Source organism: Methylosarcina fibrata AML-C10, assembly GCF_000372865.1.
Lineage (GTDB): Bacteria > Pseudomonadota > Gammaproteobacteria > Methylococcales > Methylomonadaceae > Methylosarcina > Methylosarcina fibrata.
Genome location: NZ_KB889965.1, coordinates 3,239,631 through 3,263,347, shown reverse-complemented (window position 1 = coordinate 3,263,347; position 23,717 = coordinate 3,239,631). Strand labels below are relative to the sequence as shown.

Genomic DNA, 23,717 nt, shown 5'->3' with positions numbered 1-23,717 from the left:
TCTACGGCCTTGAAGCTCATGATCGAAAATAAAGCCATTGCAGAAAAACTTCGCGAAATCGCCGACTTGCTCGAACAGCAAAAAGCCAACCCCTTTCGCGTCAATGCTTATTGGAGCGCGGCCAGGACCATCGAAACCCTGCCCGAGCCGGTCGAGGAACGGCTGCGGCGCGACGGCTTCTCCGCCTTGCTGGAACTGCCGGGCGTCGGCGAAGGCATTGCCCGGTCCATTAGCGAATACGTGATGACCGGCCGCATGAGCCGGCTGGAAAGCCTTCAGTCGGGTCATGACCCGGTCGCTTTGTTCGAACAGATTCCCGGCATCGGACCGAAGTCGGCGCACCGGATCATCGAAATCCTGCACATCGATTCGCTTGAAGCGCTGGAAATGGCGGCGCACAGCGGACGTCTGAAAAAAGTCCCGGGCTTCAGCGCGAAAAAAATAGAACTCGTGCAAACCTGGCTCAGCCATGTGTTGGGGTACCGCAAGCCGCGTCTCGAGCCTCAACAACAAACGGAAGAGCCGCCGGTCGGCCTGCTGCTGTATATCGACCGGCAGTACCGTAAAAAAGCGGAGGACGGCGAATTGCCGACCATCGCGCCCAGGCGCTTCAATCCCGGCGGCGAAGCCTGGCTGCCGATCATGCACGTGACGAAACAGGGCTGGCATTTTACCGCGCTCTATTCGAATACCGCCCGCGCCCACCAACTGGACCGAGTGAAAGACTGGGTGGTCGTTTATTTTTACGACGACCGCCATCACGAAGGGCAGCATACCGTCGTTACGGAAACGCGCGGCGCGGACAGCGGCAAGCGGGTCGTACGTGGGCGGGAAAAGGAATGCGGCGATTTTTACTCGGAACAGGGAGAAACCTCTGAGAACGCCGATTAAACCGGGCTGCTTGCTTGGACAGCCCGGTTTAATCGGCCTGAGGGCATTAGTGCGTTTTGTCGTAAATGGCTTTCATTTCTTTAAAAGAAGCCAAGGCTTCTCTTAAAGATTGCTCGCCGGGCTGCATGTTGCCGTTTTTAATCTCGGAACCCGCGCGTTTCAGTATGTTAACGGTTCTTTCGCGCTGACGTTCGGTCACTTCAAAGCGAAACTCCTTTTGCTGTTGGCGGGCATTGGCGATGGCTTTGATAACCGCGTCGTTATCGCCGCCCTTTTCCAATAGGCTTAACGCGCTTTCCAGACTGGAAATGGTGTTTTCGATGGCGGAAGTGACTACTTCCTGGCCGGCGGGTTTGGCCAATGCCGTGGCGGATGCAGAGACAAGAACCGCCGCCATGACCAGGGAAATCGAACCTTTTTTAATAGAATTCATGTGTTTGTTAAACCTCAAAATGAAAATCGGAAATTATTTTTATATAACCATTAATGTGAGATTTTAAGCAACAAAGCAGGAATTCAGATTAACTGACTATATAAGTCAGTTATTGTATCACGGATTTTTTGAATTGATGGATAATATCCCCGGAATCGTCTCGCGCAATTACGCCAATCGCAGCCGGCGATTGGGACGACACGTCTTACCGCTTTAACTAACGAATTGAATCTCTTTTTAAATGGCCAAACAAAAACTCGAACTTACCTGGATCGGCAAAGACAAACGACCCCGCCTGGAGCCGCGGATTTTGTTGGAAGACCCGGAGAAATCGTATTACGCCAAGTTTCGGCGTTTTCCCTCTCCCCCGGCCCCTCTCCCGCACACGGGAGAGGGGAGCGAAAGCCTGACGCTCCGGCAAAGTGAGGAGCATGTAAGCCCCTCGCCCCAGCGGGGAGAGCACCCTGAAGAGCATAAAGGGTTGGGGAGAGGGGAGCAAACGGATATTTTCGACAACCGGCTGATTTTCGGCGACAACCTGTTGGCGTTGAAGGCGCTGGAGCAGGAATTTACCGGCAAGGTCAAGTGCGTGTTCATCGATCCGCCATACAACACCGGCAGCGCGTTCACTCATTACGACGACGGGCTGGAGCATTCGATCTGGCTGGGCTTGATGCGCGACCGGCTGGAAATCATCCGGCGCTTGCTGTCGGACGACGGTTCATTGTGGATTACCATCGACGACAATGAATGTCATTATTTGAAGGTGTTGTGTGATGAGGTGTTTGGGCGGGGGAATTTTGTTGCGAATGTGTTTTGGCAAAAGACACCAACTCGGGAGAATCGGACTGACTTTTCCGCTGTGCATGACCATGTGTTGGTCTTTGCAAAATCTCGCGCTATCTGGAAAGAGATACGAAATCCATTGCCTGCATCCGAGAGTCAGCTTGAGCGATTTACAAACCCAGACAACGATCCCCGTGGCGTGTGGGCATCGCTGCCGGCCCATGCTAAGGCCGAGAAAGGCCGCCGGCAAGCCCAGTTTTTCACGGTGACTACGCCTTCCGGCCGTAAGGTTGATCCGCCTGCTGGTCGGTGTTGGCTCTACACCGAGTCGCGTTTCAACGAAATGGTTGCCGATAATCGTATTTGGTTTGGAGCGGACGGATCAAATGCACCTAGTAGTCAGTCACGAAGAAACACAAGGATACAGGCGAGCCAGTTTACGTCGTGCCTGTTGCGTCGTAAATCGCCAATTGACGGGCGTCGCCTTGGTGTTGCGCGGTAGGATATTGGCTTCGACCTCACGCCGGAGGCTCTCTGTGTCCGGTATCCGCTGTGATAAACACATGTTCGACAAGACGGCCAGTTCGATCTCAGCGATGTTTAGCCAACTGCCATGCTTGGGCGTGTAGTGGAACTCCAGCCGTCGCGCCAATTCACGGGCTTGCTCTGCTGGAAAGGCTTCATACAAAGACGCCATTTTATGGGTATTCAGATTGTCCAGCACCACCCGGATCACCGCCGCGTCCGGATAAAGTTCAGCGATATGCTTCATGCTGTGCGCGAATTCGATTTTGGTCCGCCGCGCGGTGATGTCCACCTGCCGAAAACCGCGTTTAGGTTCGCAGATCATCATCAAATCGCAGACGCCTTTCCGTTCATAGCCGGTGTCATAGCGGGCCGGTTGACCGGGCTCAGGCGGGAGAGGTTGGCGGACTTCCGCAATGAGTTGCTTCGGACTTTCGTCGAAACACACAACCGGGCGCAACGGATCGTAGGGTTCTTCATAAAGGTCCAGCACGTCTTCCATCGCCGCGACAAATTCAGCACTCACCTCGGGAATGCACCACTCTTGCTTCTGCCAGGGTTTGAGAGTGTTTTTTTAAAAGCTGACGGATGGTTTCATAGCTGCAACGGTCGGCATACGCTAATTCCACCACTTTGTCCGCCAACAACCGCAAGGTCCAGTGATCATGCCCTGTCGGCGCCTCACTACAAGCCAAGGCGATAATATGGGCGGCCTGCTTCTCCGTCAGTTTTGGGGCACGTCCTGGACGGGGGCGTTCTTTCAGGGCGGCTTCCGGGCCTTCTTCCACACACCGTTGGCGCGTCGTCAACACCATTGATTCCGAGACACCCAAAGCTTGGATAATGTCTTTATCCTGAATACCCGCTGCCGCTTTTAATAAAATTCGCGCGCGTGTCAGATGGCGTGCCGCGGCTTTTCCTTTGTTGATCATGGCTTCCAAGCCACGCTTTTCGTCTTCAGTCAGATTGACTTTGTATTTAAGAGCTGGCATTGCTTGACCTCAATCAGTAACCATCAATGCCACTATAGAGTGACTTACAAGCCCAATATATCCTTTTGATTTAAATTGACTGACTACTAGGGTTAAGAAATTCCTGTCTGAAGTCCAGGCGGGTTTAGTTCCCTCATCTTTTTGGTCTGCGCAAGAGGTCGGCACGAATGGTCAAGCGAAATCAGAATTGGTAAACCTGTTTCCTGGAGAAACTCCATTTTCCACTCCCAAGCCCGAGGCACTAATCAGCAGAGTTATTCATATCGCTACAAACCCCGGCGACCTCGTCCTCGACTCCTTCGCCGGTTCCGGCACCACCGGCGCGGTCGCCCATAAAATGGGCCGGCGCTGGATCATGGTCGAGCTGGGCGAACACTGCCACACCCACGTCATTCCGCGCCTAAAAAAGGTCATCGACGGCGAAGACCCAGGCGGCATTACGAAAGCGGTCAACTGGCAGGGCGGCGGCGGTTTCCGTTATTACAAACTGGCTCCCAGCCTGATCGTCAACGACCGCTGGGGCAATCCGGTCGTCAATCCCGAGTACAATGCGGCGATGCTGGCCGAGGCCTTGTGCAAGCTGGAAGGCTTTACCTATGCGCCGTCGGAAACGCGCTGGTGGCAGCACGGCCATTCCAGCGAACGCGATTTTATCTACGTCACCACGCAAAACCTGTCTGCCGAACAATTGCAGGCTCTGGCCGATGAGGTGGGCGGTATTGCCCTCTCCCCCGGCCCCTCTCCCGCAAGCGGGAGAGGAGAGTCTGAGCCGATGGCTCCCGGCTTCTCTCTCGGAGATGGGAAAGAGGAGTTTGAGCCGATGGCCCCCGGCTTCTCTCTCGGAAGCGGGAAAGGGACGGATGAGCCCCTCTCCCAGTTGGGAGAGGGGTTGGGGAGAGGGCGCTCAGGCTACTCATTACTCGTATGCTGTTCGGCCTTTCACGGCATTACTGCCGCACAAGCCATCGAACGCTGGCCGCATCTGACCCTGAAAAAAATCCCCAAGATGGTGTTGGCGCGTTGCGAATGGGGGCATGACGATTACAGTCTGAATGTGGCGAATTTGCCGATGGCTGAACCCTCTCCCCCGGCTCCTCTCCCGCTCGCGGGAGAGGAGAGAAAAGGCAACATGCAAAAAAATTCGAAGACAATTGATTTGTTCGAGGATGAATTATGAACACGAAATACCCTTCAAATCCATCAACTTACTGTAATCGCGGCGGGAACAGTTCAAGCCCCTCTCCCCGCGGGGAGAGGGGGTGGGGAGAGGGGGCTAGCTTGCTCGAACACGCCAAGTTTCTCCGCTCCAATCAGACCGAAGCCGAGCAGCGGCTTTGGTATTACTTGCGCGCCGGCCGCTTCATGGAGCTAAAATTCAAGCGTCAAAAACCGATAGGGCCATTTATTGCCGATTTTGTTTGCCTGGAATTGCGTCTGATCATAGAAGCCGACGGCAGCCAGCATGGCGACGAGCAAGACGAAAAACGCAATGCCTGGTTTCGAGCCAACGGCTTTACCATCCTGCACTTTTGGAATAATGACGTTTTGGCTCAAACGGCAGCGGTGCTGGAACAAATTCGAATGGTGGCCGGCAACCTGTCCAAAGCCGCCGATGAAAACAAAAAGCCATAATGTAGGAAACGGGAGAAAAGTCATGACAGCGCACGAATCGATCCTCACCAAGGACAAGGATTTAGTGGCGTCTTTACAGGCGATCAAACGAGCTGCCGAATCAGCCCGGAAGCAGGCAATACAAACCGGAACCGCAATTGTGATTTTGAAAGACCGGCAAATGGTTCGTTTGACGGCGGAACAACTCCGGCAAGAAGGACAAGTATGAATTCAAAGGTTTTAAATGCCGTAACCGGGCGCTTGTCGCTGCGTCCGCCGCAAGCCGAATCGTTGTCGCGTTTGGCGCATGCGTTGAAGATGGCGCCGGAATTGTTGCAGCACGAGAAAGACGTGCCCGCCGTGTTGTCCAGTTTGAAGTCGCTGTTTCCGACGCTGGAGGATTTTGAGCGCGACTTTCCTTCGCTGTGTTTTGCCTTGGCCACCGGCGTCGGTAAAACCCGCTTGATGGGGGCTTTTATCGCTTATTTGCATCTGGCGCACGGCATCAATAATTTCTTCGTGTTGGCGCCGAACCTGACGATTTATAACAAATTGATTGCCGATTTCACGCCGAATACGCCGAAGTATGTGTTCAAGGGCATCGCCGAATTTGCTCAACAGCCGCCGATCGTTATCACTGGAGACAACTACGATCAGTCAGGTGCTGTCGTTCGAGAAAGCCTGCCTGGGGCCTTTGAAGATGTCCGCATCAACATATTCAATATCTCCAAAATCAACTCCGAAGTGCGCGGCGGCAAGGAGCCGCGCATCAAGCGCATGCAAGAAGTGCTGGGCGACAGTTATTTCAACCATTTAGCCGGTTTGACCGATCTGGTGCTGCTGATGGACGAGTCGCACCGTTACCGCGCCAGTGCCGGGGTGCGTTCGATCAACGAATTGAAGCCTTTGTTTGGATTGGAATTGACCGCGACGCCGTTTGTGGAATCGACGCGCGGACCGGTGCCGTTCAAAAACGTGGTGATGGATTACCCGTTGGCACGGGCGATGGAAGACGGCTTTGTCAAAGAACCGGCGGTGGTGACGCAACGTAACTTCGATGCCAGAGCGCATACCCCGGAAGAGCTGGAGAAGGTCAAGCTGGAAGACGGCGTGCGCCTGCATGAGACTACCAAGGTCGAACTATTGACCTATGCCCGCGAGAACGGGGTAAAGGCCGTTAAGCCGTTCATGTTGGTGATTGCGAGGGAGACGGCGCATGCCGCGCAGCTCTTGGCGCTGTTGGAGTCCGATGCGTTCTTTGAGGCCCGTTATCGGGGCAAGGTGATTCAGGTCGATTCCAGCCGCTCGGGCGCCGAAGAAGAAGCGATGATTACCCGGTTATTGGCGGTGGAAAGCGTGGACGAGCCGACCGAAATCGTGATTCACGTGAATATGCTCAAAGAAGGTTGGGACGTCACCAATCTGTACACCATCGTGCCGCTCAGGGCGGCCAATGCGCGGACTTTGATCGAGCAATCGATCGGTCGCGGTCTGCGTCTGCCGTACGGCAAGCGTACCGGCGTGGCGGCAGTGGACCGCTTGAACATCGTCGCGCACGATAAGTTTCAGGAGATTATTGATGAAGCCAATCGCGGCGATTCGCCGATTCGGCTGAAACAGTTGATTTTGGAGGCGCCGAGCAGCGACGATAACAAAGTCAGCGTGCAGGTGTCGTCTGGGGCGATGACGCGGCTGGGTTTGACAAACCTCTCCCCCGGCCCCTCTCCCGAATTCGGGAGAGGGGAGCGAGAGCAAGATAAGCCCCTTTCCCAATGGGAGAGTCCCCTGAAGGGCATAAAGGGTTGGGGAGAGGGCGGCGCGCCTGTGTTTACCCGTGAACCCGAATTGCAGGCCGCGCGTATGGTGATGGAGGTCATCGGCAAATATGAGATCAAACGCGACTTGGTGCCGACCAGCGCGGCATTGCTCAAACCGGAAGTGCAACAGGTAATCCTGCAGGAAGTGGCCGAGCGGCTGAAGCCGGTGCAGTCCAGTTGGCTAGCCGGCGAAAGCTTCAATTTGGCGGACGTGGTGGCGAAGACGACCGCGGTGGTCGTCCAGCAAACCATCGATATTCCGCGCATTACCGTGGTGCCGAATGGAGAGGTTACCACGGGTTTTCATCCGTTCAAACTCGATGTTGCTCAGTTACACCTGCAACCCGGCGAACGTGAAATTGTTGGGCAAATGCTGCGCACCAACGAACAGTTCACGCTGGCGTCGGAAATCGGTCTGGTTGAGCGGCGTTTGGAGGATTACATCGTTCACGCACTGGTGGACTATGACGACGTCGATTATTTCACCCATGCCGAATTGCTGTACGGCCTCGCCGGGCAAATGGTGCAACACTTGTCCGGCTATCTCCCGGAAGCTGAGGTGCGGAGCGTGCTGGCTCGTGATCGGCGCTTGATCGCCCGTGAAATTCATGCCCAGATGATGGCGCATTTCTGGGAGGAAGCGACCGAATACGAAGTCAAAGTCAGCCGCGGCTTTACCGAGTTGAAACCCTGTAACTACACGGCTACCGCCGGCCGCGCCGCCATCGCTCCCGGAGATTCCGCGGTATTCAGCCCATCCCTGGGGATTGCCGTGCGCCATTTCCGCGAAACGGTCACGGAAACCGGCCGCATCAAACAAATGCTGTTCGGCGGATTCGAGCGCTGCTTATATCCGTTACAAAAGTTCGATTCCGACACCGAGCGGCGTTTTGCCGTCATTCTGGAGAGAGACGCACGGAAGTGGTTTAAGCCCGCCAAAGGCCAATTCCAGATTTACTACAAACTGGGAACCGAGCAGCCCGAATATATACCGGATTTTGTCGCGGATACCGATACACAGATTTTCATGGTGGAAACCAAAGCGAAGGGCGACATCGATTCCCAAGAAGTGCAGGCTAAGGCCGCCGCCGCAGCACGGTGGTGCCGGCATGCTTCGGATTACGCCGCAGAAACAGGCACCAAACCTTGGACTTACCTGCTGTTGCCGCATGATGAGATTGTGGAGTCTAAAAGGCTGGCGGATTTTCAGCGATTTAAATTGACCGATAGTTAATGGGAAAATTTTTCCGCATCCACTGAGTATTGTGTTCGGCAAGGGCCGTCAATTCCGGGCCCTTTTCCGCTAAGGTCTATCACAGCACGGATGAGGAACCATCCTTATTGTGGCAATTCCGAACGATCGCGCACGATTTGCCGGGCCAACTGGTTTCCTGCCTCGACCAGTGGATGAATCATCAGGTTTGCGCCCAATCGCTCCAGTTGCGCCTTTTCTTCGGGAAGATAGCAAATGGTGCCGATCTGGCCCTGAAAGCCGCGCTTTCTGAGTTGTCGTGTCGCCGAGCAGCGGGCGTCGAATTCGGGAAGGGTAAGAATGATGCCTTTGACCCGGTCCAGCGGCAGCTCCGACCATAGCTCCGGATCCTCGGCGTCGCCGTAAATCACGCGCTTGCCTTTAGCCAGCAGGCTTTCCAGAACGGTCGGATCGGCGTCCAGGCCGACGACCCGTTTTTCCTGCCGATACAAGGCCTGATAGGCGGAAATTCCGGTGCGCCCCATGCCGACCACCAACCATTCGGCGCGGCCGATGGAGTCGGGCAACCGGTCGGGATGTCCGCTTCCGGATGTTTTCTCGAAACGGATCAAAAAGGGCTCGCACCAGGAAAACAACCGATGGGAATAGCGGTTCAACGGCGCCGCGACGGCAAGGGATCCGGCGACCGCCAGGGCGATCACGGCGTTCCAGTCGGCGGGCAAAAGATTCGCCTTGACCACGGCGCCGGTGGTGATCAGCGCAAACTCGCTGTAAGTCGTCAAAGCCAGCGACGAGATGAACGCGGTGCGGGCGCGCAAGCCGGCCAGGATAAACAGAGTGAAAAAGACGATGCCCTGCAACGGCAATACGGCCAGCAACCCCAGCGCCTGAACGATCTGGTCGCGGTTCGGCAAATCGGATAGGCCGATTTGCAGAAAGAAGGCGACCAGAAAGACTTCCTTCAGGCTCCAGAGCTTGTCGGAAAGATCGTCGATCTGTGGATGAGCCGCGAGCATGATGCCCATCAGCAAGGCGCCGATATCGGGGGAAATCCCGACGCTTTCGGAGGACACGCCGCCTGCCAGCGCCAGCGACACGCCCAGGAGCAGTCTCAATTCGTCCGCCCGGCTGACCGTGAGCAGGCGGTGGGCCAGGGGGCGCAGCAGCGGAAGCAGTAACAAGGCAAACGCCCAGTAGGACGGCTGTCGGCCGTCCGCGACCGCCAGCAGCGCAATCGCCACGACGTCCTGAAGAATCAGGATGCTGAGTACGTCCCGGCCATGCAAGGAAGAAAGCTCGCCGTTGTCTTCCAGCACCTTGATCGCCAGCACGGTGCTGGAAAATGCCAGGCTGGCGCCCAGGACCCAGCCGCCGGCGCTCCGTTCGCCGAGGAGCAGAAAAATCAGTCCGGAAACTCCGGTCACGAACGCCAAATGCAGGCCGCCTACGCTTAAAACTTCCCGGCGCAGCAACGAACGCAATCTGATTTTCAAGCCCACGGTGAACAGCAGCAACTCGATGCCGACGTCGGCCAGATGAGTCAGGGTCCATGCCGATTCCACGCCCAGCGAGTGCAGAATATAGCCGGCGATCAAGTAGCCCACCAGAGGAGGAAAGGACAAATGGCTGGCGATCAGGCCTATGAGATAAGCCGTACCAACCCAGACTAATTCCATCATGTGTCAAATGCCTTGTTTAGAAAGATTGATTCCGGAAAGTTGCGATAAAGGCACTCGTCGGATAATGGCACGCATCCTGGGGCGGGATGCCGGGCGCCGCTCGGGTTTCAAAGCAGCCGTTTTGGGTTTTATCCTCGTTTCTTTTTGTCTTTTAACGCGCAAGCCATGAAGCTTGTCTTTCCGGAAAAATAGAAGAAAAGATTCTTCAATCACTATAACGGGAACCGTAGGAAATTAAAAGCCGGGCGGATGCCTGGGGTTTGGTGCTTTTCCTGCGTTCGGTATTTATCGGCGCCGGCAGGACTCTGTTATAATCGGACTACTGCCGAAAATCCGATGTCCGGCAATCACTCGTTAACTTCGTATGGCAGATCTATCTTCAATTCGTGGCTTTCTGTGCGATCTCGACGGCGTTCTCTACGTCGGCCGAAACGTGATCGACGGCGCCAGGGCGGCCATTACCGAGATAAAACGCCGGGGCTACCGCTGCCGTTTCATTACCAACACCAGCACGTTGTCCCGCGCTTCGCTGCACGATAAACTGACCGGCCTGGGATTCGATATTGCCGGGCACGAAATCATCAGTGCTCCCCAGGCGGCTTTGATCCATCTTCGGCAACTCGGTGACCCGGTCTGCCATTGGGTGCTGTCGGAGGACGTCAAACAGGATTTCCGGCATTTGCGGCAAGCGGACGACAAGGCCGACGTCGTCGTTATCGGCGACATCGGCGAGGCGTGGTCTTATTCGCTGCTGAATAAGGTTTTCAACTTGCTGATGAACGGAGCCGAGCTGATCGCCATCCATAAAAACCGCTTCTGGCAGACCGAACACGGTCTGCAAATGGACATTGGCGCCTTCGTCAGCGCTCTGGAATACGCCAGCCGGAAACAGGCGACCGTGATCGGCAAGCCTTCGCCTGCCTTTTTCCGGGCGGCTCTGAGCGAAATGGATTTGCCGCCGGAAAACGTGGCCATTATCGGCGACGACGTCGACTCCGATATCGGCGGCGGACAAACCGCAGGTTTGACCGGCATTCTGGTAAAAACCGGCAAATACCGGAAAGCGTATGTTGACGACAGTCCGATCGTGCCCGATCTGACCATTGCTTCCATCGCCGACCTGCCCGGGCATCTGCCGGGCTGAAGACAATGGAACCTGCGGCGGACAAAAAATGTCTTTCGAACATCAATCCGTACGTGAAGCTGTTCATCAGACGCAATTCACCCGATAACAAGGAGCCCCTATGAAATACGTATCCCTCATCTCGATCGGAATTTTACTCGCTTCCTCGGCGGCGCTTGCGGCAGAGCCGGCCGGCTCAGGACGTGTGGAAAAAGTGCAGCAGCAAAGCCGCGAAACCGTTCCTTATTCCCTGGATCAGACTTTGCAATCGTTCACGAAAACGGTTCACGGCGGCGTGCAGCACGTGGTGGTCAAACCGGAGGCCGACAAGGAGCAAATCAAGCTGGTCCAGGAGCATCTGCGCGAGTTGACCAATCAGTTCAGAAAAGGAGACTTTTCCGCGACCCAGCGCGTCCACGGCGCCGACATGCCGGGGCTTGCCCAGTTGAAAAAGGCGGCGCTCGACGACATCAGATACGAATACGAGTCCCTGCCGAACGGCGCGCAGATCCATTTTTCCACCGAATACCCTCAGTACGTGCAGGCGCTGCATGAATGGTTCGACGCGCAGGAAAGCGATCACGGCAGCGCCGAAGTACCGGAGCATACGAAGCACCATTCATCGCCTTCGGAATAAGGCAAGCGGCTTCGGAGCGATGAAAGGCTCCGATGCAATCGGGTGAGCGGTGAAAACCCGGCCCGGCCGGAGAAAGTGGAAGGTACTACGCCAGGGCCTGCCGCGCCGCCCGGACGGCTTTTCTGACCGTATCGGGCGCCGTGCCGCCGACATGGCTGCGGGCCGAGACCGAGCCTTCCAGCGTCAGCGAGTCGAACACGTCGGCTTCGATCAGCGGAGAAAACGCTTGCAGTTCGGCCAGGGTGAGCTCCGATAAATCGCGGCCGGTGTCGATTCCCAGTCGAACCGCCAGACCGACCGCTTCGTGCGCGTCGCGGAAGGCCATGCCCTTGCGGACCAGATAATCCGCCAGATCGGTGGCGGTGGCAAAGCCGCGTTTGGCGGCCTGATACATCCGGTCTTTTTTCGCGCCGATGCGTGGCACCATGTCGGCATAGGCGCGCAGGCAATTGATCAGCGTGTCGACGGTATCGAAAAGGGGCTCCTTGTCTTCCTGATTGTCTTTGTTGTAGGCCAGAGGCTGGCTTTTCATCAGCATCAGCAGCGACACCAGATGTCCGGTGACCCGCCCGGCCTTGCCGCGCACCAGTTCGGGCACGTCCGGATTTTTCTTTTGCGGCATGATCGACGAACCGGTGCAGAAGGCGTCGGGAATGTCGATGAAGTCGAACTGGGCGCTCGACCACAGAATCAGCTCTTCCGAAAAACGCGACAGGTGCATCATGATCAGGCTGGCGGTGGCGGTAAATTCGATGGCGAAATCGCGGTCGCTGACCGAGTCGAGCGAATTCGCCGAAGGGCGGCTGAAACCGAGCAGTTCGGCGGTCAATTCGCGGTCGATCGGATAGCTGGTGCCGGCCAGCGCGGCGGCGCCGAGGGGCATCACGTTGAGCCGTTTGTTGCAGTCCTGAAGCCGTTCCCGGTCGCGGGCGAGCATTTCGAACCAGGCCATCAGATGGTGGCCGAAGGTGATCGGCTGCGCCACCTGCAAATGGGTAAAGCCGGGCATGATCGTGTCGGCGTGCCGTTCCGCCTGATCCAGAACGGCGGTTTGCAGACGCGTCAGTTGCCGGGTGATTTCCCGGATTTCGCTGCGCAGGTAGAGCCGGATGTCGGTCGCCACCTGATCGTTGCGGGAGCGGCCGGTGTGCAGCTTCTTGCCGGCCACGCCGATCAGGTCGGTCAGCCGGGCTTCGATGTTCATGTGCACGTCTTCCTGTTTGATCGACCAGTCGAAACGGCCGTCCAGGATGTCCTGTCCGATTTCGGTGAGCCCCCGGACAATGTCCTGAAACTCGGTTTCGGTCAGGATGCCGCACTCTTTCAGCATGGCCGCGTGCGCCAGCGAGCCTTCGATGTCCTGCATCGCCATGCGCTGATCGAACGTGACCGACGCGGTAAAGACTTCGACGAACGCGTCGGTGGCTTCGGCAAAACGGGCGCTGGAAAGTTTTTCGGTGTTGACGTTGGTCATGGCGGACGATCGGAAATGGCTGAAAAAGCCGAATTATACAACGTTAAGAAGCAAAGCCATAAATTACGGGAATAACCGTTCTTTTACCGCAACGGCAAGCACGGCGGTTAGTAAAAGACCCTGAACGACCGCTGGATTTGTTCGAACTCGAACAGATAGGGCTGCGCCACGTCCCGGCTGTTGACCACGACCACGAGATCGTGGGAAAAAACCGAAGTATTGTACCAATTGAAGCTGCCTTCGATGACGATCGAGTCGTCGATGACGCAGTATTTGGAATGGATCGGCGAATACGGCACCGGATGGTCGTCCTGCCCGTAGACCAGACCGACCGGGATGCCCGCGGACTTCAGCCGCTGCACCGCCGGCAGCAGGGGGCGGTTCAGCTCGTCGGCCATCGAACGCTCGACGCCGACGCGGCCCTGCCGCGCCAGATGGCCGTTGAAAAGAATGTGGACGTGGACGCCACGGTTCCGCGCATGAATGAGGGCGTCGACGACGCTGTCGTGATGATCGCCGACCAGATCGCCGATCAGAAACAGGCAGAGCTTGAGCGAATGCCGGGCGCGATGAATTTCGGCGAGGATGGCATGGTGCGGGCGGTAATACCCGCCGCTCAGCATGACGTGCCGGCCGAAGGTATAGAGCAGATTGAAAGGGCTTAACGGATCGATGCCGTATTTCTGGTTGACGCCGCCGCGCTGGCTCTGAAAGATGTTGTCCAGCAGCCGGCAGATGCCTTTGGAGTGGAAGGTCATGCCCGACTCCCAGTTGGCCCACCAACGGTCGAAAGTGATGTTGAACGAGCCGAGTATGCAGTCTTCGTCGTTGAAGATGACGAATTTGGTGTGCATGTCCGGTTCGACTTCGATCAGATGGTGCTTGGGCGTGCAGAACACGCCGAGCAGCTCGATGCCGGAACGTTTCAGCCGGGCGTAGTTGTGGCTGTTGGTCAGGGTCATCTTGCGCCAGTCGACGATGCACTGGACGCACACCCCCTGATGATGGGCATGAATCAGATGGGAAACGAAATCCGCATCGTCGATGCAGTCGACGCTGACCTTGATCGTGCAGAAACGCGCAGGGTTTTCATATTTGCTGCGAATCACCTTGTCGATGTGATCGTGAATGAACCGCTTGGGATGATAGGGATGATACAGAAGTCCTTTGGTGAATTTGGGAGTCAGCCTCAGCGACTCGAGATGATGGTTGTACCAGTCGACGTCGCTTTGCAGTTCGGCCGCATTGAGCTCGTGAGTCCGGTAGCCGTTGGGCGTAGCCCAGTCCGAGCTAATGCTCCGGTATTGCGGCTGATCGTCCTGCAGTTGGTACCAGTCCATGAAGATGTAATCGTTATGGGAAGGTATCGAATGCTCGTCCAGATGCACGATGAAGGAAAACTTGATGCAGTTGATCTTGCCGAATTGGGCCGAATGCGGATGGATGTAAAAATCCCGGGTGCGCCGCTTGTGCCGATCCCACTGGACATCGTAAGGATCGGTGTCGACGATGTAGGTTTCCCGGATTTCGTCGCGGTACACTTTCAGCACGACTTTGACGTTGGCCTGGACGCCGAAATGAACGTCAAAGTCGATTTTTCCCCAGCGAATGTAGAATTTATCCTTAAAGTCGTTGATCCGGGAAAAAAAGCCGCCCAGATTGCCATGAGTCGGCATGGCGTGATGTTCAGCAAACGTCATATTTTTACCTCAAAAGGCGTCGTGCGATTGTATAAATTTAAGGAAGCTCTGAATAAGTCCCTTCTTCCTGAGGGAGGAAGGTGATCGACTGCCCAGGTGCACCCAAATAGCCCAGGCAGCTTCGTACTGATGCCGTGGCGCCACGGCATCAGACTTTGGGTACGAACGTCATCAAATAGCCGCAGTGATCCGAGACCCGGCCGTAATCCTCGTCGGTAAACAGAACACGGCCCGAAGTGACGGATAGATCGCTGGCTTTATTCAAAAAAATATAATCGATGCGATAATCGTCGGCCAGATGGTTTTGCCAGTGGGAATCGTTGACGCGGAAAATTTTTTCGAACACGCCCTGAGCATTGGCCGCCAGAAATTGATCGTCGTATTCATGCGTGTCCACCACCAGATGGTAGCCTTCCGAGCCGGCGGTGACATTAAAATCGCCGCAGAGCAGGGTGCCGGCCAGATGGCCGCGATGCCTTTCGGCCGCCCATCGGCGCAAGCGGTGGAACTGTTCGGCAAACCCGTCTTCCCACCAGCTCAGGTGCGCCGAGAAGACGTTCACGGTGCCCATGTAAGGCAGGTGGATTTGCGCCATGACGACTTTTCTTGCATGAATGTCGTAGACGTCGTGGCTGTCCGATACATAGCGCGATTCCTGTTTCGTCATCGGATAGCGGCTCAGGATGGCGACGCCTTCCCGGTACCGGTTGAAGCCCAGATGCGACCAGTCGGTGTAAAGGTGATAGGGCTGCTCGAGGAGCTCGTTGATGATTCTCGCCGAGTTGGATTGCCAGTCGCCGTTGCCGTCGTTCCATAGCTCGGCGACTTCCTGGAAACAGGCGATATCGACGTCGAGTTCGTTGATGGCCTTGGCGATCTGGTTGAACTTGAATTCCTGATTTTCTTCCTGGTAACAATGAAGATTGAGAATCATCACGTTGAGCGGCCTGCGGCTGGCCGAGTAATTCCGGCCGTGATTGTTGTCCCACAGGATCTGCCCTCGGCTTTCGCAGGAAATGCTGTACTGAAGGCGAAAGGCATCGGCGATTTTGACCCAGCCTTTCCAGAGCTCGACCCCATACTGGTTGGGATTCCGGGCGTTGCTCTGGAACTCTTTGTCCCAATAGTTTCTTTTGAAATGGCAGGCCGTTTTTCGGGTGTGCCGCCAATTGTCCGTGGTCCAGTGGACGGTGACCTTTTCCGCATGCAGCGAACGATCGACCGCAACGCAGACCGGAACGTATTTCCGGCGCTCGTCCAGGCGGTCGCTGAAGTCGATGTTGAGCACCCGGCGATGATCGAAGGCTTCGATGCCCGAATCGGCTTCGCTGGAATGATTTCTTCCGAGGTTATTATCCCAGTATTCCTTTCCTAACGTCCGGTACCTCAGGGCGAACTGAATATTTCCGGGCAGAGAGTGGTCGCTTGTCGGTTGCAGTTCGGTTTCCGCCCGCCAGTATTCCCGGCCGGGTTCGCAGGCGCTGTGGTAAGCGGCCGCCAGGGTGTGCCATATGCCATCCTCTCCCGCCCAGAGCACGTCGACCTCTTTGTGAGGACTCAGGTTTTCCAGAAGCATGAAAAACGACAGGAGTTGTCGGACGCCTCTTTTTTTTCGGGTAATGACGTTTTTTACATAAATCAACTGGATTTTGTCCATCCGTTATTTCCCCGAAGATAGGCGCCGGAAACCTGAAGTCGTGAAGTTGTGCGGCCGGGCAAAGCTGGCCGCAGAGAAGCACGTCATCTAAAACAAAGCAAGGTCCATACCGAAAATGGTTCTTTTTAAAGGTTTTGGTACAAGTCCAGATAATGCCGGGCGCTTTGCTGCCAGGAAAAATCTTTCTGCATGCCGTTCACCTGCATTTTTTTCCAGGCCTCGTGATTGTGATACAGGATCAGGGTCCGTTTGATTGCTTCCATTAACGCGCTGGCGCTGGCTTCGTTAAAGACGATGCCCGTCGCCGTACTGTCCGTAAGCGTGTGAGGCAGGCTGTCGACGACGGTGTCCGCCAGTCCCCCGGTTTTTCGAACGATGGGAATGGTGCCGTAGCGCTGGCTGTACATTTGATTCAAGCCGCACGGCTCGAACCGCGACGGCATCAGAAAAACGTCGGCGCCGGCTTCGATCAGATGGGCCAACGATTCGTTGTAGCCGAGGGTAACCGCGATTTTATCGGGATACAAATGGGAGAAATTTTTCAGTTTGTTTTCAAACCCTTTGTCGCCGCTGCCGAGCAGGACGAATTGCATGGGCATCGACACCATGTCGGGCAGGCAGTCCAGAATCATGTCGATGCCTTTTTGTTCGACCAGCCGTCCGATCACTCCGAATAAAGGAATGTGGTCGTTAACCGGCAGTTCCATCCGCCTTTGCAGTTCGGATTTGTTGTACTGTTTCTCGAGAAGCGATACCGACTTGTAATTCCGGGCGATCAGCGGATCCGTTTCCGGATTCCACTGGTCGGTATCGATGCCGTTAAGAATGCCGCTCAGGATCTCTTTGCGATAGGCCAGCAAGCCTTCCAGTCCGTAACCGAAATCCGGCGTCTGGATTTCCATGGCGTAAGTGGGACTGACGGTGGTGATGTGATCGCTGTAGACCAGGCCGCCTTTGATGAAAGACAACATATTATGGAACTCCAGCCCCTCCGGATGAACCAGTTGGCCCGGCAGATTCAGCGCCGTTGCCGCAGCGATCGGGAACAGGCCCTGATACGCCATGTTGTGAATCGTGAAAACCGTGGCGGGCGGACCGAATTCCAGCGAGAGCAGCGCGGGCACCAGGCCGCTTTGCCAATCGTTGCAATGAACGATGTCCGGCTTCCAGTGCTGATTGATCCGGTCCATCGCGACTTCGACGGCGACCCGGCAGAAAAGCGCAAAACGCTCCGCATTATTGGGCCAGGGGCTGCCTTCCTCATCGACGTACGGATTGCCGGGAAAATTGAAATAGGCCGGATAATCGACCAGCCAGACGGTGACCTTGCTGTCGGGCAGGCGGGTTTCCAGGATATTGATATTCCGATTGTCGATGCGCAGGGAGCAGACATAGCGTATGTCTTCCCCGTGCGTATTGAGCGCCTGGTATTTCGGAACGATCAGCCGGATGTCCTGCTCCAGTTCGGCCAGGGCCTTGGGCAGGCTGCCGGAAACGTCGGCCAGTCCTCCGGTTTTAATCAGGGGATGGGCTTCGCTGGTGACGAAAAGTATTTTTTTCATGCGTGCATCGGCCCGGTTATAACTTTAAGATTATCCCGCCCAACGGAGGCAGGGTCATGCTGACGGAATGAGGAAGATTCATCCAGGGCATCGGCTCCGAGGTCACGACCCCGTTACCCATGTTGCTGCCGTCGTAATATTTGGAGTCGGAATTGAAGATTTCGGCATACGTGCCGGCTTCGGGCAGGCCGATGCGGTAATTCTCCCGTGGCACCGGAGTAAAATTCAGGACCACGATCAGTTCTTCGAATTCGCACTTGCGCCGGAAGCTGATCACCGACTGCTGGATGTCATGGCAATCGATCCATTCGAAGCCCTGATGCTCGAAATCGTGAGTGAACAGGGCCGGATGGGTTTTGTAAAGATGGTTCAAGTCCTTGACCAGGCTTTGCACGCCCCGGTGATGGGCGTAATCGAGCACGTACCAGTCGAGCGACTTGTTGACGTTCCATTCGGTGCCCTGGCCGAACTCGCAGCCCATGAACAGCAGCTTCTTGCCGGGATAGGTGTACATGAAGGTCAACAGCAGGCGCAGGTTGGCGAAGCGCTGCCATTCGTCGCCGGGCATTTTGTTCACCAGCGAGCCCTTGCCGTGCACGACTTCGTCGTGCGAAAAAGGCAGCACGAAGTTTTCGGTAAAGGCGTAGAGCAGGCCGAAAGTGAGCTGATCGTGGTGGTGCATCCGGTGCACCGGATCCAGGCTCATGTAGGCGAGCGTGTCGTGCATCCAGCCCATGTTCCATTTCATCGAGAAACCGAGTCCGCCGGTCCAGGTGGGACGCGTGACCTGGGGCCAGGCGGTCGATTCCTCGGCCATGATTACGGTGCCCGGATGCTGATCGTGCGTGACCGCGTTCAGCTCCCTTAAAAACTCGATCGCTTCCAGATTTTCATTACCGCCGTATTGGTTGGGAATCCAGTCGTTGGCGCTGCGGGAATAGTCCAGGTACAGCATCGAGGCGACCGCGTCGACCCGGAGTCCGTCCAGATGGAATTCTTCCAGCCAGTACATCGCGCTGGACAACAAGAAGTTTTTGACTTCGTTGCGGCCGTAATTGTAAATCAGCGTTCCCCAGTCGCGGTGTTCGCCTTTGCGGGGATCTTCGTGTTCGTACAGGGCGCTGCCGTCGAAGCGCGCCAGAGCGAACGAATCCTTCGGAAAGTGCGCAGGCACCCAGTCGAGAATGACGCCGACGTTGTTTTGATGACAGACGTCGACGAAGTAGCGGAAATCGTCGGGCGTACCGAAACGGCTGGTGGGCGCGAAATAACCGGTGGTCTGGTAGCCCCAGGAAATATCGAGGGGATGTTCGGTAACAGGCAGGAGTTCGATGTGGGTGAAGCCCATCTGTTTGACGTAATCCACCAGTTGCCGGGCAAGTTCCCGGTAGCTCAAAAAGTTGCCCTGAGCATCGCGGCTCCAGGAACCCAGATGCACCTCGTAGATGCTCATGGGCTGGCGCAGCCAGTTGTGATGGATGCGGTTGTTCATCCATTGGTGATCGAGCCAATGGTAGGTGTTTTCCTTGAGGACGATGGAGGACGTGCTGGGGCGGAATTCGAAATACTGCCCGTAGGGATCGCTTTTGATCAGAATGTCGCCGCTGTCCCGGTTCGAGATTTCGAATTTGTACAAACAGCCTTCTTTCAAGCCGGGAATAAAGATCTCCCAGATGCCGCAGCCGCCGAGATTGCGCATCGGATGGCAACGGCCGTCCCAGCGGTTGAAGTCGCCGACGACGCTGACGCGGCCGGCATTGGGCGCCCATACCGCAAAAAACACGCCGTCGATGCCGTCCACCTGGTGCAGGTGGGCGCCCAGTTTCTGATAAATGTGCCAGTGCTTGCCTTCGCCGAACAAATGGATGTCGAAGTCCGGCAACTGCTTGGCGAAATCGTACGGATCGTAGTTTTCGTGACGATGCCCGCTTTTATCCGTCCATACCAGTTTGTAATGCGGTGGCAATTCATCCTTTTCGGCTTTATAGATGAAGAAATCGGTGCCGTGGATGCGTTCGAACCGAGGGCCGTCGCTGCTTCCCAGATGGACTGTTTCGGCGTGAGGCAGAAAAACCCGGATTTCGATACGGTCGTTCTTCGGATGGCGTCCGAGGATTGAAAAGGGATCGTGATGGCGGGCCTTGATGATTTTTTCGTAATCGTCGGTCAGCCGGACGGGGGCCTCGGCTGGTGGAGACGTGGCGTCAACGGACGCGGCCGGCTCCGATGCTTTGGGCGTTTTTCTGGCTTTAGCCGGTTCCGCCGCCGGGGATTTTGCCGTAGGGGCCGCGGCCGGCGAGGCCAGGTCGGCATCGGCCGTAGCGGCGGCCGTTACTTTTTCTTTTTTAGAGGCGCTCTGTGCAGCCGGCGTGGCTTTCACAGGTTCAACAGTCGGGGTGCTTGCGTCAGCGGTAGCGGTAGAATCGGAAGCGGATGAATTTTTTGATCGTCTTTTCACTGTATCAGCCTCAATGTAGTAGAATAACTTCCGCTCAATGTTACCAAACACCTCAATCATTGTGAATCTATTCTACCGGGAGAAAAACCATGCCAGATTTTTTAGTGAGCCATTTAACCCGCAAGACGATAGCTTTAATCCTGGCAGGCGGACGAGGGTCCCGATTGATGAACATGACGGATTGGCGGGCCAAACCGGCCGTTCCTTTCGGTGGTAAATTCCGTATTATAGATTTTCCGTTGTCCAATTGTTTGAATTCCGGAATACGCAAGATCGGCGTGCTGACGCAATACAAGGCCGATTCGTTGATTCGGCATCTGCAATTGGGATGGGGTTTTCTGACCGGCGAATTCGGCGAGTACGTCCATTTGATGCCGGCGCAGCAGCGTCACGGCGAAGACTCGTGGTACAAAGGGACGGCCGATGCCGTGTTCCAGAACATCGACATCCTGCGCAACCGCGATCCGGAGTTCATCCTGGTGCTGGCCGGCGATCACATTTATAAAATGGATTATGCCGCAATGCTCGCGGATCACGTCGAACGGAAGGCCGATCTGACCATCGGCTGCATCGAAGTCTCGCTGGAGGAAGCCACCGCTTTCGGAGTCATGGGCGTCGACGAAAACAGAAGGGTGAGGTCTTTTATCGAAAAGCCGGCCAATCCGCCCGTGATGCCGGGCCGTAAAGACACTGCGCTGGCTTCGATGGGGATCTATGTTTTCAACGCCGCCTTTTTGTTCGAACAGCTCATCAAGGATGCCGACACCAAAAATTCGAATCACGATTTCGGCAAGGACATCATCCCGTCCGTTATCGACAAATATATCGTCAATGCGTATCCGTTTCTGGACATGCAAAGCGGCGTGCAAAGCTACTGGCGGGACGTGGGTACGATCGACGCCTACTGGTCGGCCAACATGGAACTGGTCAACGTCAAGCCCGATTTGAATCTGTACGACACCTACTGGCCGATCTGGACTTACCAGGAACAAACGCCGCCCGCCAAATTCGTGTTCGACGAGGAAGAAAGAAGAGGGCATGCGGTGGACTCGATGGTATCGGGCGGCTGCGTGATTTCCGGCGCGACCGTAAGACATTCTCTGCTGTTCTCGAACGTCCGGGTGAACTCCTATACGACCGTGGAAGATTCGATTGTCTTGCCGCAGGCGAACATCGGCCGGCATTGCCGGATTACCCGAGCCATCATAGAAAAAGGCTGTGAAATTCCGGAAGGCACCGTCATCGGCGAAAATCTGGAAGAAGACAAGAAGAAATATTATGTCAGCCCGGGTGGGGTGGTCCTGGTCACTCCCGAAATGTTGGGGCAAAAACTGCATTTTGTAAGATAATACACCCTGATCCTGCCGCCGGCCTTTCGTTCGGCGGCGTATTTCATTTCCCTGAAAATGTCCTGCCGCCTCGGCCAAGCTGTTTTGCCATTGCCGGTTGGGCGACTGCGGCCGTCATGTCCGAAAGAAAAAAATTAAAGCTTGTTTTGTGCTGGCACATGCACCAGCCCGAATACAGGGATCTGCATTCGGGAGAGTTCGTTTTGCCCTGGACCTACCTTCACGTCATCAAGGATTATGTCGATATGGCGGCGCATCTGGAAGCGGTTCCGGAGGCGAGAGCGGTCGTGAACTTTGCGCCGATTTTGCTGGAGCAGATCGAAGCGTATGCCAATCAGGTGAGCGGCTATCTGAATCACGGCCGTGCCCTGACGGATCACTTGCTGGCGGCCTTGGTGGCTGCCGATCTTCCCGAGGATCCGGAAGCGCGCTCGCAATTGATCAAGAACTGCATGCGGGCCCATCGCGAAAGGCAGATCGATCGATATCCCGCCTTCCGGAAACTGGTTGAAATGGCGGAATGGCTGGAACAGCATTACGGGGCGCTGGCATACGTCAACTCCCAGTTTATTGCCGACATGCTGGTTTGGTATCATCTGGCCTGGATGGGAGAAACGGTTAAATTAACGGATAACCGCATCAAACACCTGATCGAAAAGGGTGGCGGCTATACGTTGCACGACCGGCTGCAAATTCTGGAAATCATGGGCGAATTGCTGGCCAACGTGATTTATCGCTATAAGACGCTGGCCAAAAAGGGTCAGATAGAGCTTTCCGTTAGCCCCTATGCCCATCCGATCCTGCCTTTGCTGCTGGATCTGAAATCGGCTCACGAAGCCATGCCCGGCTGTTCCTTGCCCGAACTCGACCTGTATCCGGGCGGAGAAGAACGCGCGCTATGGCACATCGAAAAGGGCGTTGAGACGTTCAAACGATTTTTCGGCTTCAAGCCCAAGGGCGTCTGGCCATCCGAGGGGTCGATCAGTCAATATGCTCTGAAACTTTTGGGTGATTTCGGGTTTAAATGGGCGGCCAGCGGCGGCGCCGTGTTGAGCCACAGCCTGAATTTGCCGGAAAATCATCGCCCTGTCAGCCTGCACCATCCGTTCAGGCTGAAAAAAAACGGCATCGCCTGTTTTTTTCGCGATGACGGCTTGTCGGATCGGATCGGTTTCGAGTATTCGAAATGGCACGCGGACGATGCCGTGGCCGATTTGATTCATCATTTGGAAAATATTGCCGCTCACGAGTCTGGAGACGCCGTTGTCTCGATCATCATGGACGGAGAAAATGCCTGGGAGTATTTTCCGTATAACGGCTATTATTTCTTGCGCGGCTTGTATGAACGGCTGGCCGGACATCCCGATATCGAGTTGACTACTTTTTCGGCCTGCTTGAAGGAAAAAGTGCCGGTCAAACCGTTGGTCCGTCTGGCGGCAGGCAGTTGGGTCTACGGTACCTTTTCGACGTGGATAGGATCCACCGACAAGAATCGCGGCTGGGACATGCTGGGCGACGTCAAAAAGGAATTCGACCAGGCCGTAGCCGCAGGAAGGCTTGGCGATTCGCAGTTAAGGCAGGCCGAACTTCAGTTGGCGGTTTGTGAGGGTTCCGACTGGTTCTGGTGGTTCGGCGACTACAATCCGGAATATGCGGTCAGCAGTTTTGAAAAACAGTACCGCCTAAACTTGACCAATTTATACCAATTGCTGGGTAAGGAGCCTCCGCCTTATCTGGCCTTGTCATTTACCCAGGGGACAGGCGCTCCGGCGATGGGTGGAACCATGCGCCACGGCGTAGAACAATAACT

General features: G+C 55.7%; 18 protein-coding genes. 10 read left to right on the top strand and 8 right to left on the bottom strand.

Translation table 11 applies throughout. From position 1 onward, the window contains the following. Window positions 1–18: 18 nt before the first annotated feature. Entirely contained in the window at window positions 19–891 is an 873-nt protein-coding gene (locus A3OW_RS0115295) for a helix-hairpin-helix domain-containing protein (protein ID WP_033411756.1), read from the top strand. A 46-nt stretch (window positions 892–937) separates the two neighbouring features. Here A3OW_RS0115295 and A3OW_RS0115290 read toward each other — a convergent pair whose 3' ends face one another. Beyond that, entirely contained in the window at window positions 938–1,324 is a 387-nt protein-coding gene (locus A3OW_RS0115290) for a hypothetical protein (RefSeq protein ID WP_020564322.1), read from the bottom strand. A gap of 241 nt (window positions 1,325–1,565) precedes the next feature. Here A3OW_RS0115290 and A3OW_RS27220 point away from each other — a divergent pair, with 241 nt between their 5' ends. Beyond that, window positions 1,566–2,612 (top strand): site-specific DNA-methyltransferase, encoded by a 1,047-nt coding sequence (locus A3OW_RS27220; RefSeq protein ID WP_083918222.1) that lies wholly within the window; start codon window positions 1,566–1,568, stop codon window positions 2,610–2,612. Here A3OW_RS27220 and A3OW_RS27215 read toward each other — a convergent pair. Beyond that, window positions 2,514–3,627, bottom strand: a protein-coding gene (locus A3OW_RS27215; protein WP_085984322.1) for an IS630 family transposase whose coding sequence is annotated in 2 segments (ribosomal slippage) — window positions 2,514–3,201 and window positions 3,200–3,627 — 1,116 coding nt in all. Because the reading frame shifts where the segments join, the coding sequence is not laid out codon by codon here. The two genes, A3OW_RS27220 and A3OW_RS27215, sit on opposite strands and share 99 nt — an antisense overlap. A 79-nt stretch (window positions 3,628–3,706) precedes the next feature. On the opposite strand from A3OW_RS27215, the gene A3OW_RS29110 reads away from it, so the two are divergent. The 4 genes from A3OW_RS29110 to A3OW_RS0115255 are packed head-to-tail and all read left to right on the top strand — an operon-like array spanning window position 3,707 to window position 8,289. Then, window positions 3,707–4,804 carry a DNA methyltransferase gene (locus A3OW_RS29110; protein WP_408605673.1) on the top strand — a complete coding sequence of 366 codons (1,098 nt, stop codon included), beginning with the start codon at window positions 3,707–3,709 and terminating at the stop codon, window positions 4,802–4,804. Continuing rightward, window positions 4,801–5,259, top strand: a complete 459-nt coding sequence (locus tag A3OW_RS0115265; RefSeq protein ID WP_083918221.1) for an endonuclease domain-containing protein — start codon at window positions 4,801–4,803, stop codon at window positions 5,257–5,259. Before A3OW_RS29110 ends, A3OW_RS0115265 begins: the two co-directional genes overlap by 4 nt. A gap of 22 nt (window positions 5,260–5,281) precedes the next feature. Beyond that, window positions 5,282–5,467: a hypothetical protein gene (locus A3OW_RS0115260; protein WP_020564318.1), complete on the top strand. Its 186-nt coding sequence runs from the start codon at window positions 5,282–5,284 to the stop codon at window positions 5,465–5,467. Continuing rightward, window positions 5,464–8,289: a DEAD/DEAH box helicase family protein gene (locus A3OW_RS0115255; RefSeq protein ID WP_020564317.1), complete on the top strand. Its 2,826-nt coding sequence runs from the start codon at window positions 5,464–5,466 to the stop codon at window positions 8,287–8,289. The genes A3OW_RS0115260 and A3OW_RS0115255 overlap by 4 nt, the downstream gene beginning before the upstream one ends. Before the next feature lie 104 nt (window positions 8,290–8,393). Here the strand turns inward: A3OW_RS0115255 and A3OW_RS0115250 are convergent, their stop codons facing one another. Continuing rightward, window positions 8,394–9,947 carry a cation:proton antiporter family protein gene (locus A3OW_RS0115250; protein WP_020564316.1) on the bottom strand — a complete coding sequence of 518 codons (1,554 nt, stop codon included), beginning with the start codon at window positions 9,945–9,947 and terminating at the stop codon, window positions 8,394–8,396. A 364-nt stretch (window positions 9,948–10,311) separates the two neighbouring features. Between A3OW_RS0115250 and A3OW_RS0115245 the strand changes: the two genes are divergently transcribed. Both A3OW_RS0115245 and A3OW_RS0115240 read left to right on the top strand, forming a co-directional pair. Then, window positions 10,312–11,091: a TIGR01458 family HAD-type hydrolase gene (locus A3OW_RS0115245; protein ID WP_020564315.1), complete on the top strand. Its 780-nt coding sequence runs from the start codon at window positions 10,312–10,314 to the stop codon at window positions 11,089–11,091. 100 nt (window positions 11,092–11,191) lie between these two features. Then, window positions 11,192–11,707, top strand: coding sequence for a hypothetical protein (locus tag A3OW_RS0115240; RefSeq protein WP_020564314.1), 516 nt, complete (start codon window positions 11,192–11,194; stop codon window positions 11,705–11,707). An 85-nt stretch (window positions 11,708–11,792) separates the two neighbouring features. Here the strand turns inward: A3OW_RS0115240 and argH are convergent, their stop codons facing one another. From argH to glgB, 5 genes are all read right to left on the bottom strand, one after another. After that, window positions 11,793–13,181 carry an argininosuccinate lyase gene (gene argH / locus A3OW_RS0115235; RefSeq protein ID WP_020564313.1) on the bottom strand — a complete coding sequence of 463 codons (1,389 nt, stop codon included), beginning with the start codon at window positions 13,179–13,181 and terminating at the stop codon, window positions 11,793–11,795. Window positions 13,182–13,288: 107 nt separating this feature from the next. Then, entirely contained in the window at window positions 13,289–14,881 is a 1,593-nt protein-coding gene (locus A3OW_RS0115230) for a phospholipase D-like domain-containing protein (protein WP_020564312.1), read from the bottom strand. A 148-nt stretch (window positions 14,882–15,029) separates the two neighbouring features. Further along, window positions 15,030–16,538 (bottom strand): endonuclease/exonuclease/phosphatase family protein, encoded by a 1,509-nt coding sequence (locus A3OW_RS0115225; protein ID WP_020564311.1) that lies wholly within the window; start codon window positions 16,536–16,538, stop codon window positions 15,030–15,032. A 125-nt stretch (window positions 16,539–16,663) separates the two neighbouring features. After that, the gene (gene glgA / locus A3OW_RS0115220; RefSeq protein WP_020564310.1) at window positions 16,664–18,100 is read right to left on the bottom strand and encodes a glycogen synthase GlgA; all 1,437 of its coding nucleotides are present in this window, start codon (window positions 18,098–18,100) and stop codon (window positions 16,664–16,666) included. A gap of 16 nt (window positions 18,101–18,116) precedes the next feature. Continuing rightward, on the bottom strand, window positions 18,117–20,270 hold the full coding sequence (gene glgB / locus A3OW_RS0115215; RefSeq protein WP_026223637.1) for a 1,4-alpha-glucan branching protein GlgB: 2,154 nt from the start codon (window positions 20,268–20,270) through the stop codon (window positions 18,117–18,119). A 377-nt stretch (window positions 20,271–20,647) separates the two neighbouring features. Between glgB and glgC the strand changes: the two genes are divergently transcribed. Continuing rightward, on the top strand, window positions 20,648–21,907 hold the full coding sequence (gene glgC, locus A3OW_RS0115210) for a glucose-1-phosphate adenylyltransferase (protein ID WP_026223636.1): 1,260 nt from the start codon (window positions 20,648–20,650) through the stop codon (window positions 21,905–21,907). 116 nt (window positions 21,908–22,023) lie between these two features. After that, window positions 22,024–23,715 (top strand): glycoside hydrolase family 57 protein, encoded by a 1,692-nt coding sequence (locus A3OW_RS0115205; RefSeq protein ID WP_020564307.1) that lies wholly within the window; start codon window positions 22,024–22,026, stop codon window positions 23,713–23,715. Window positions 23,716–23,717: the final 2 nt, after the last annotated feature.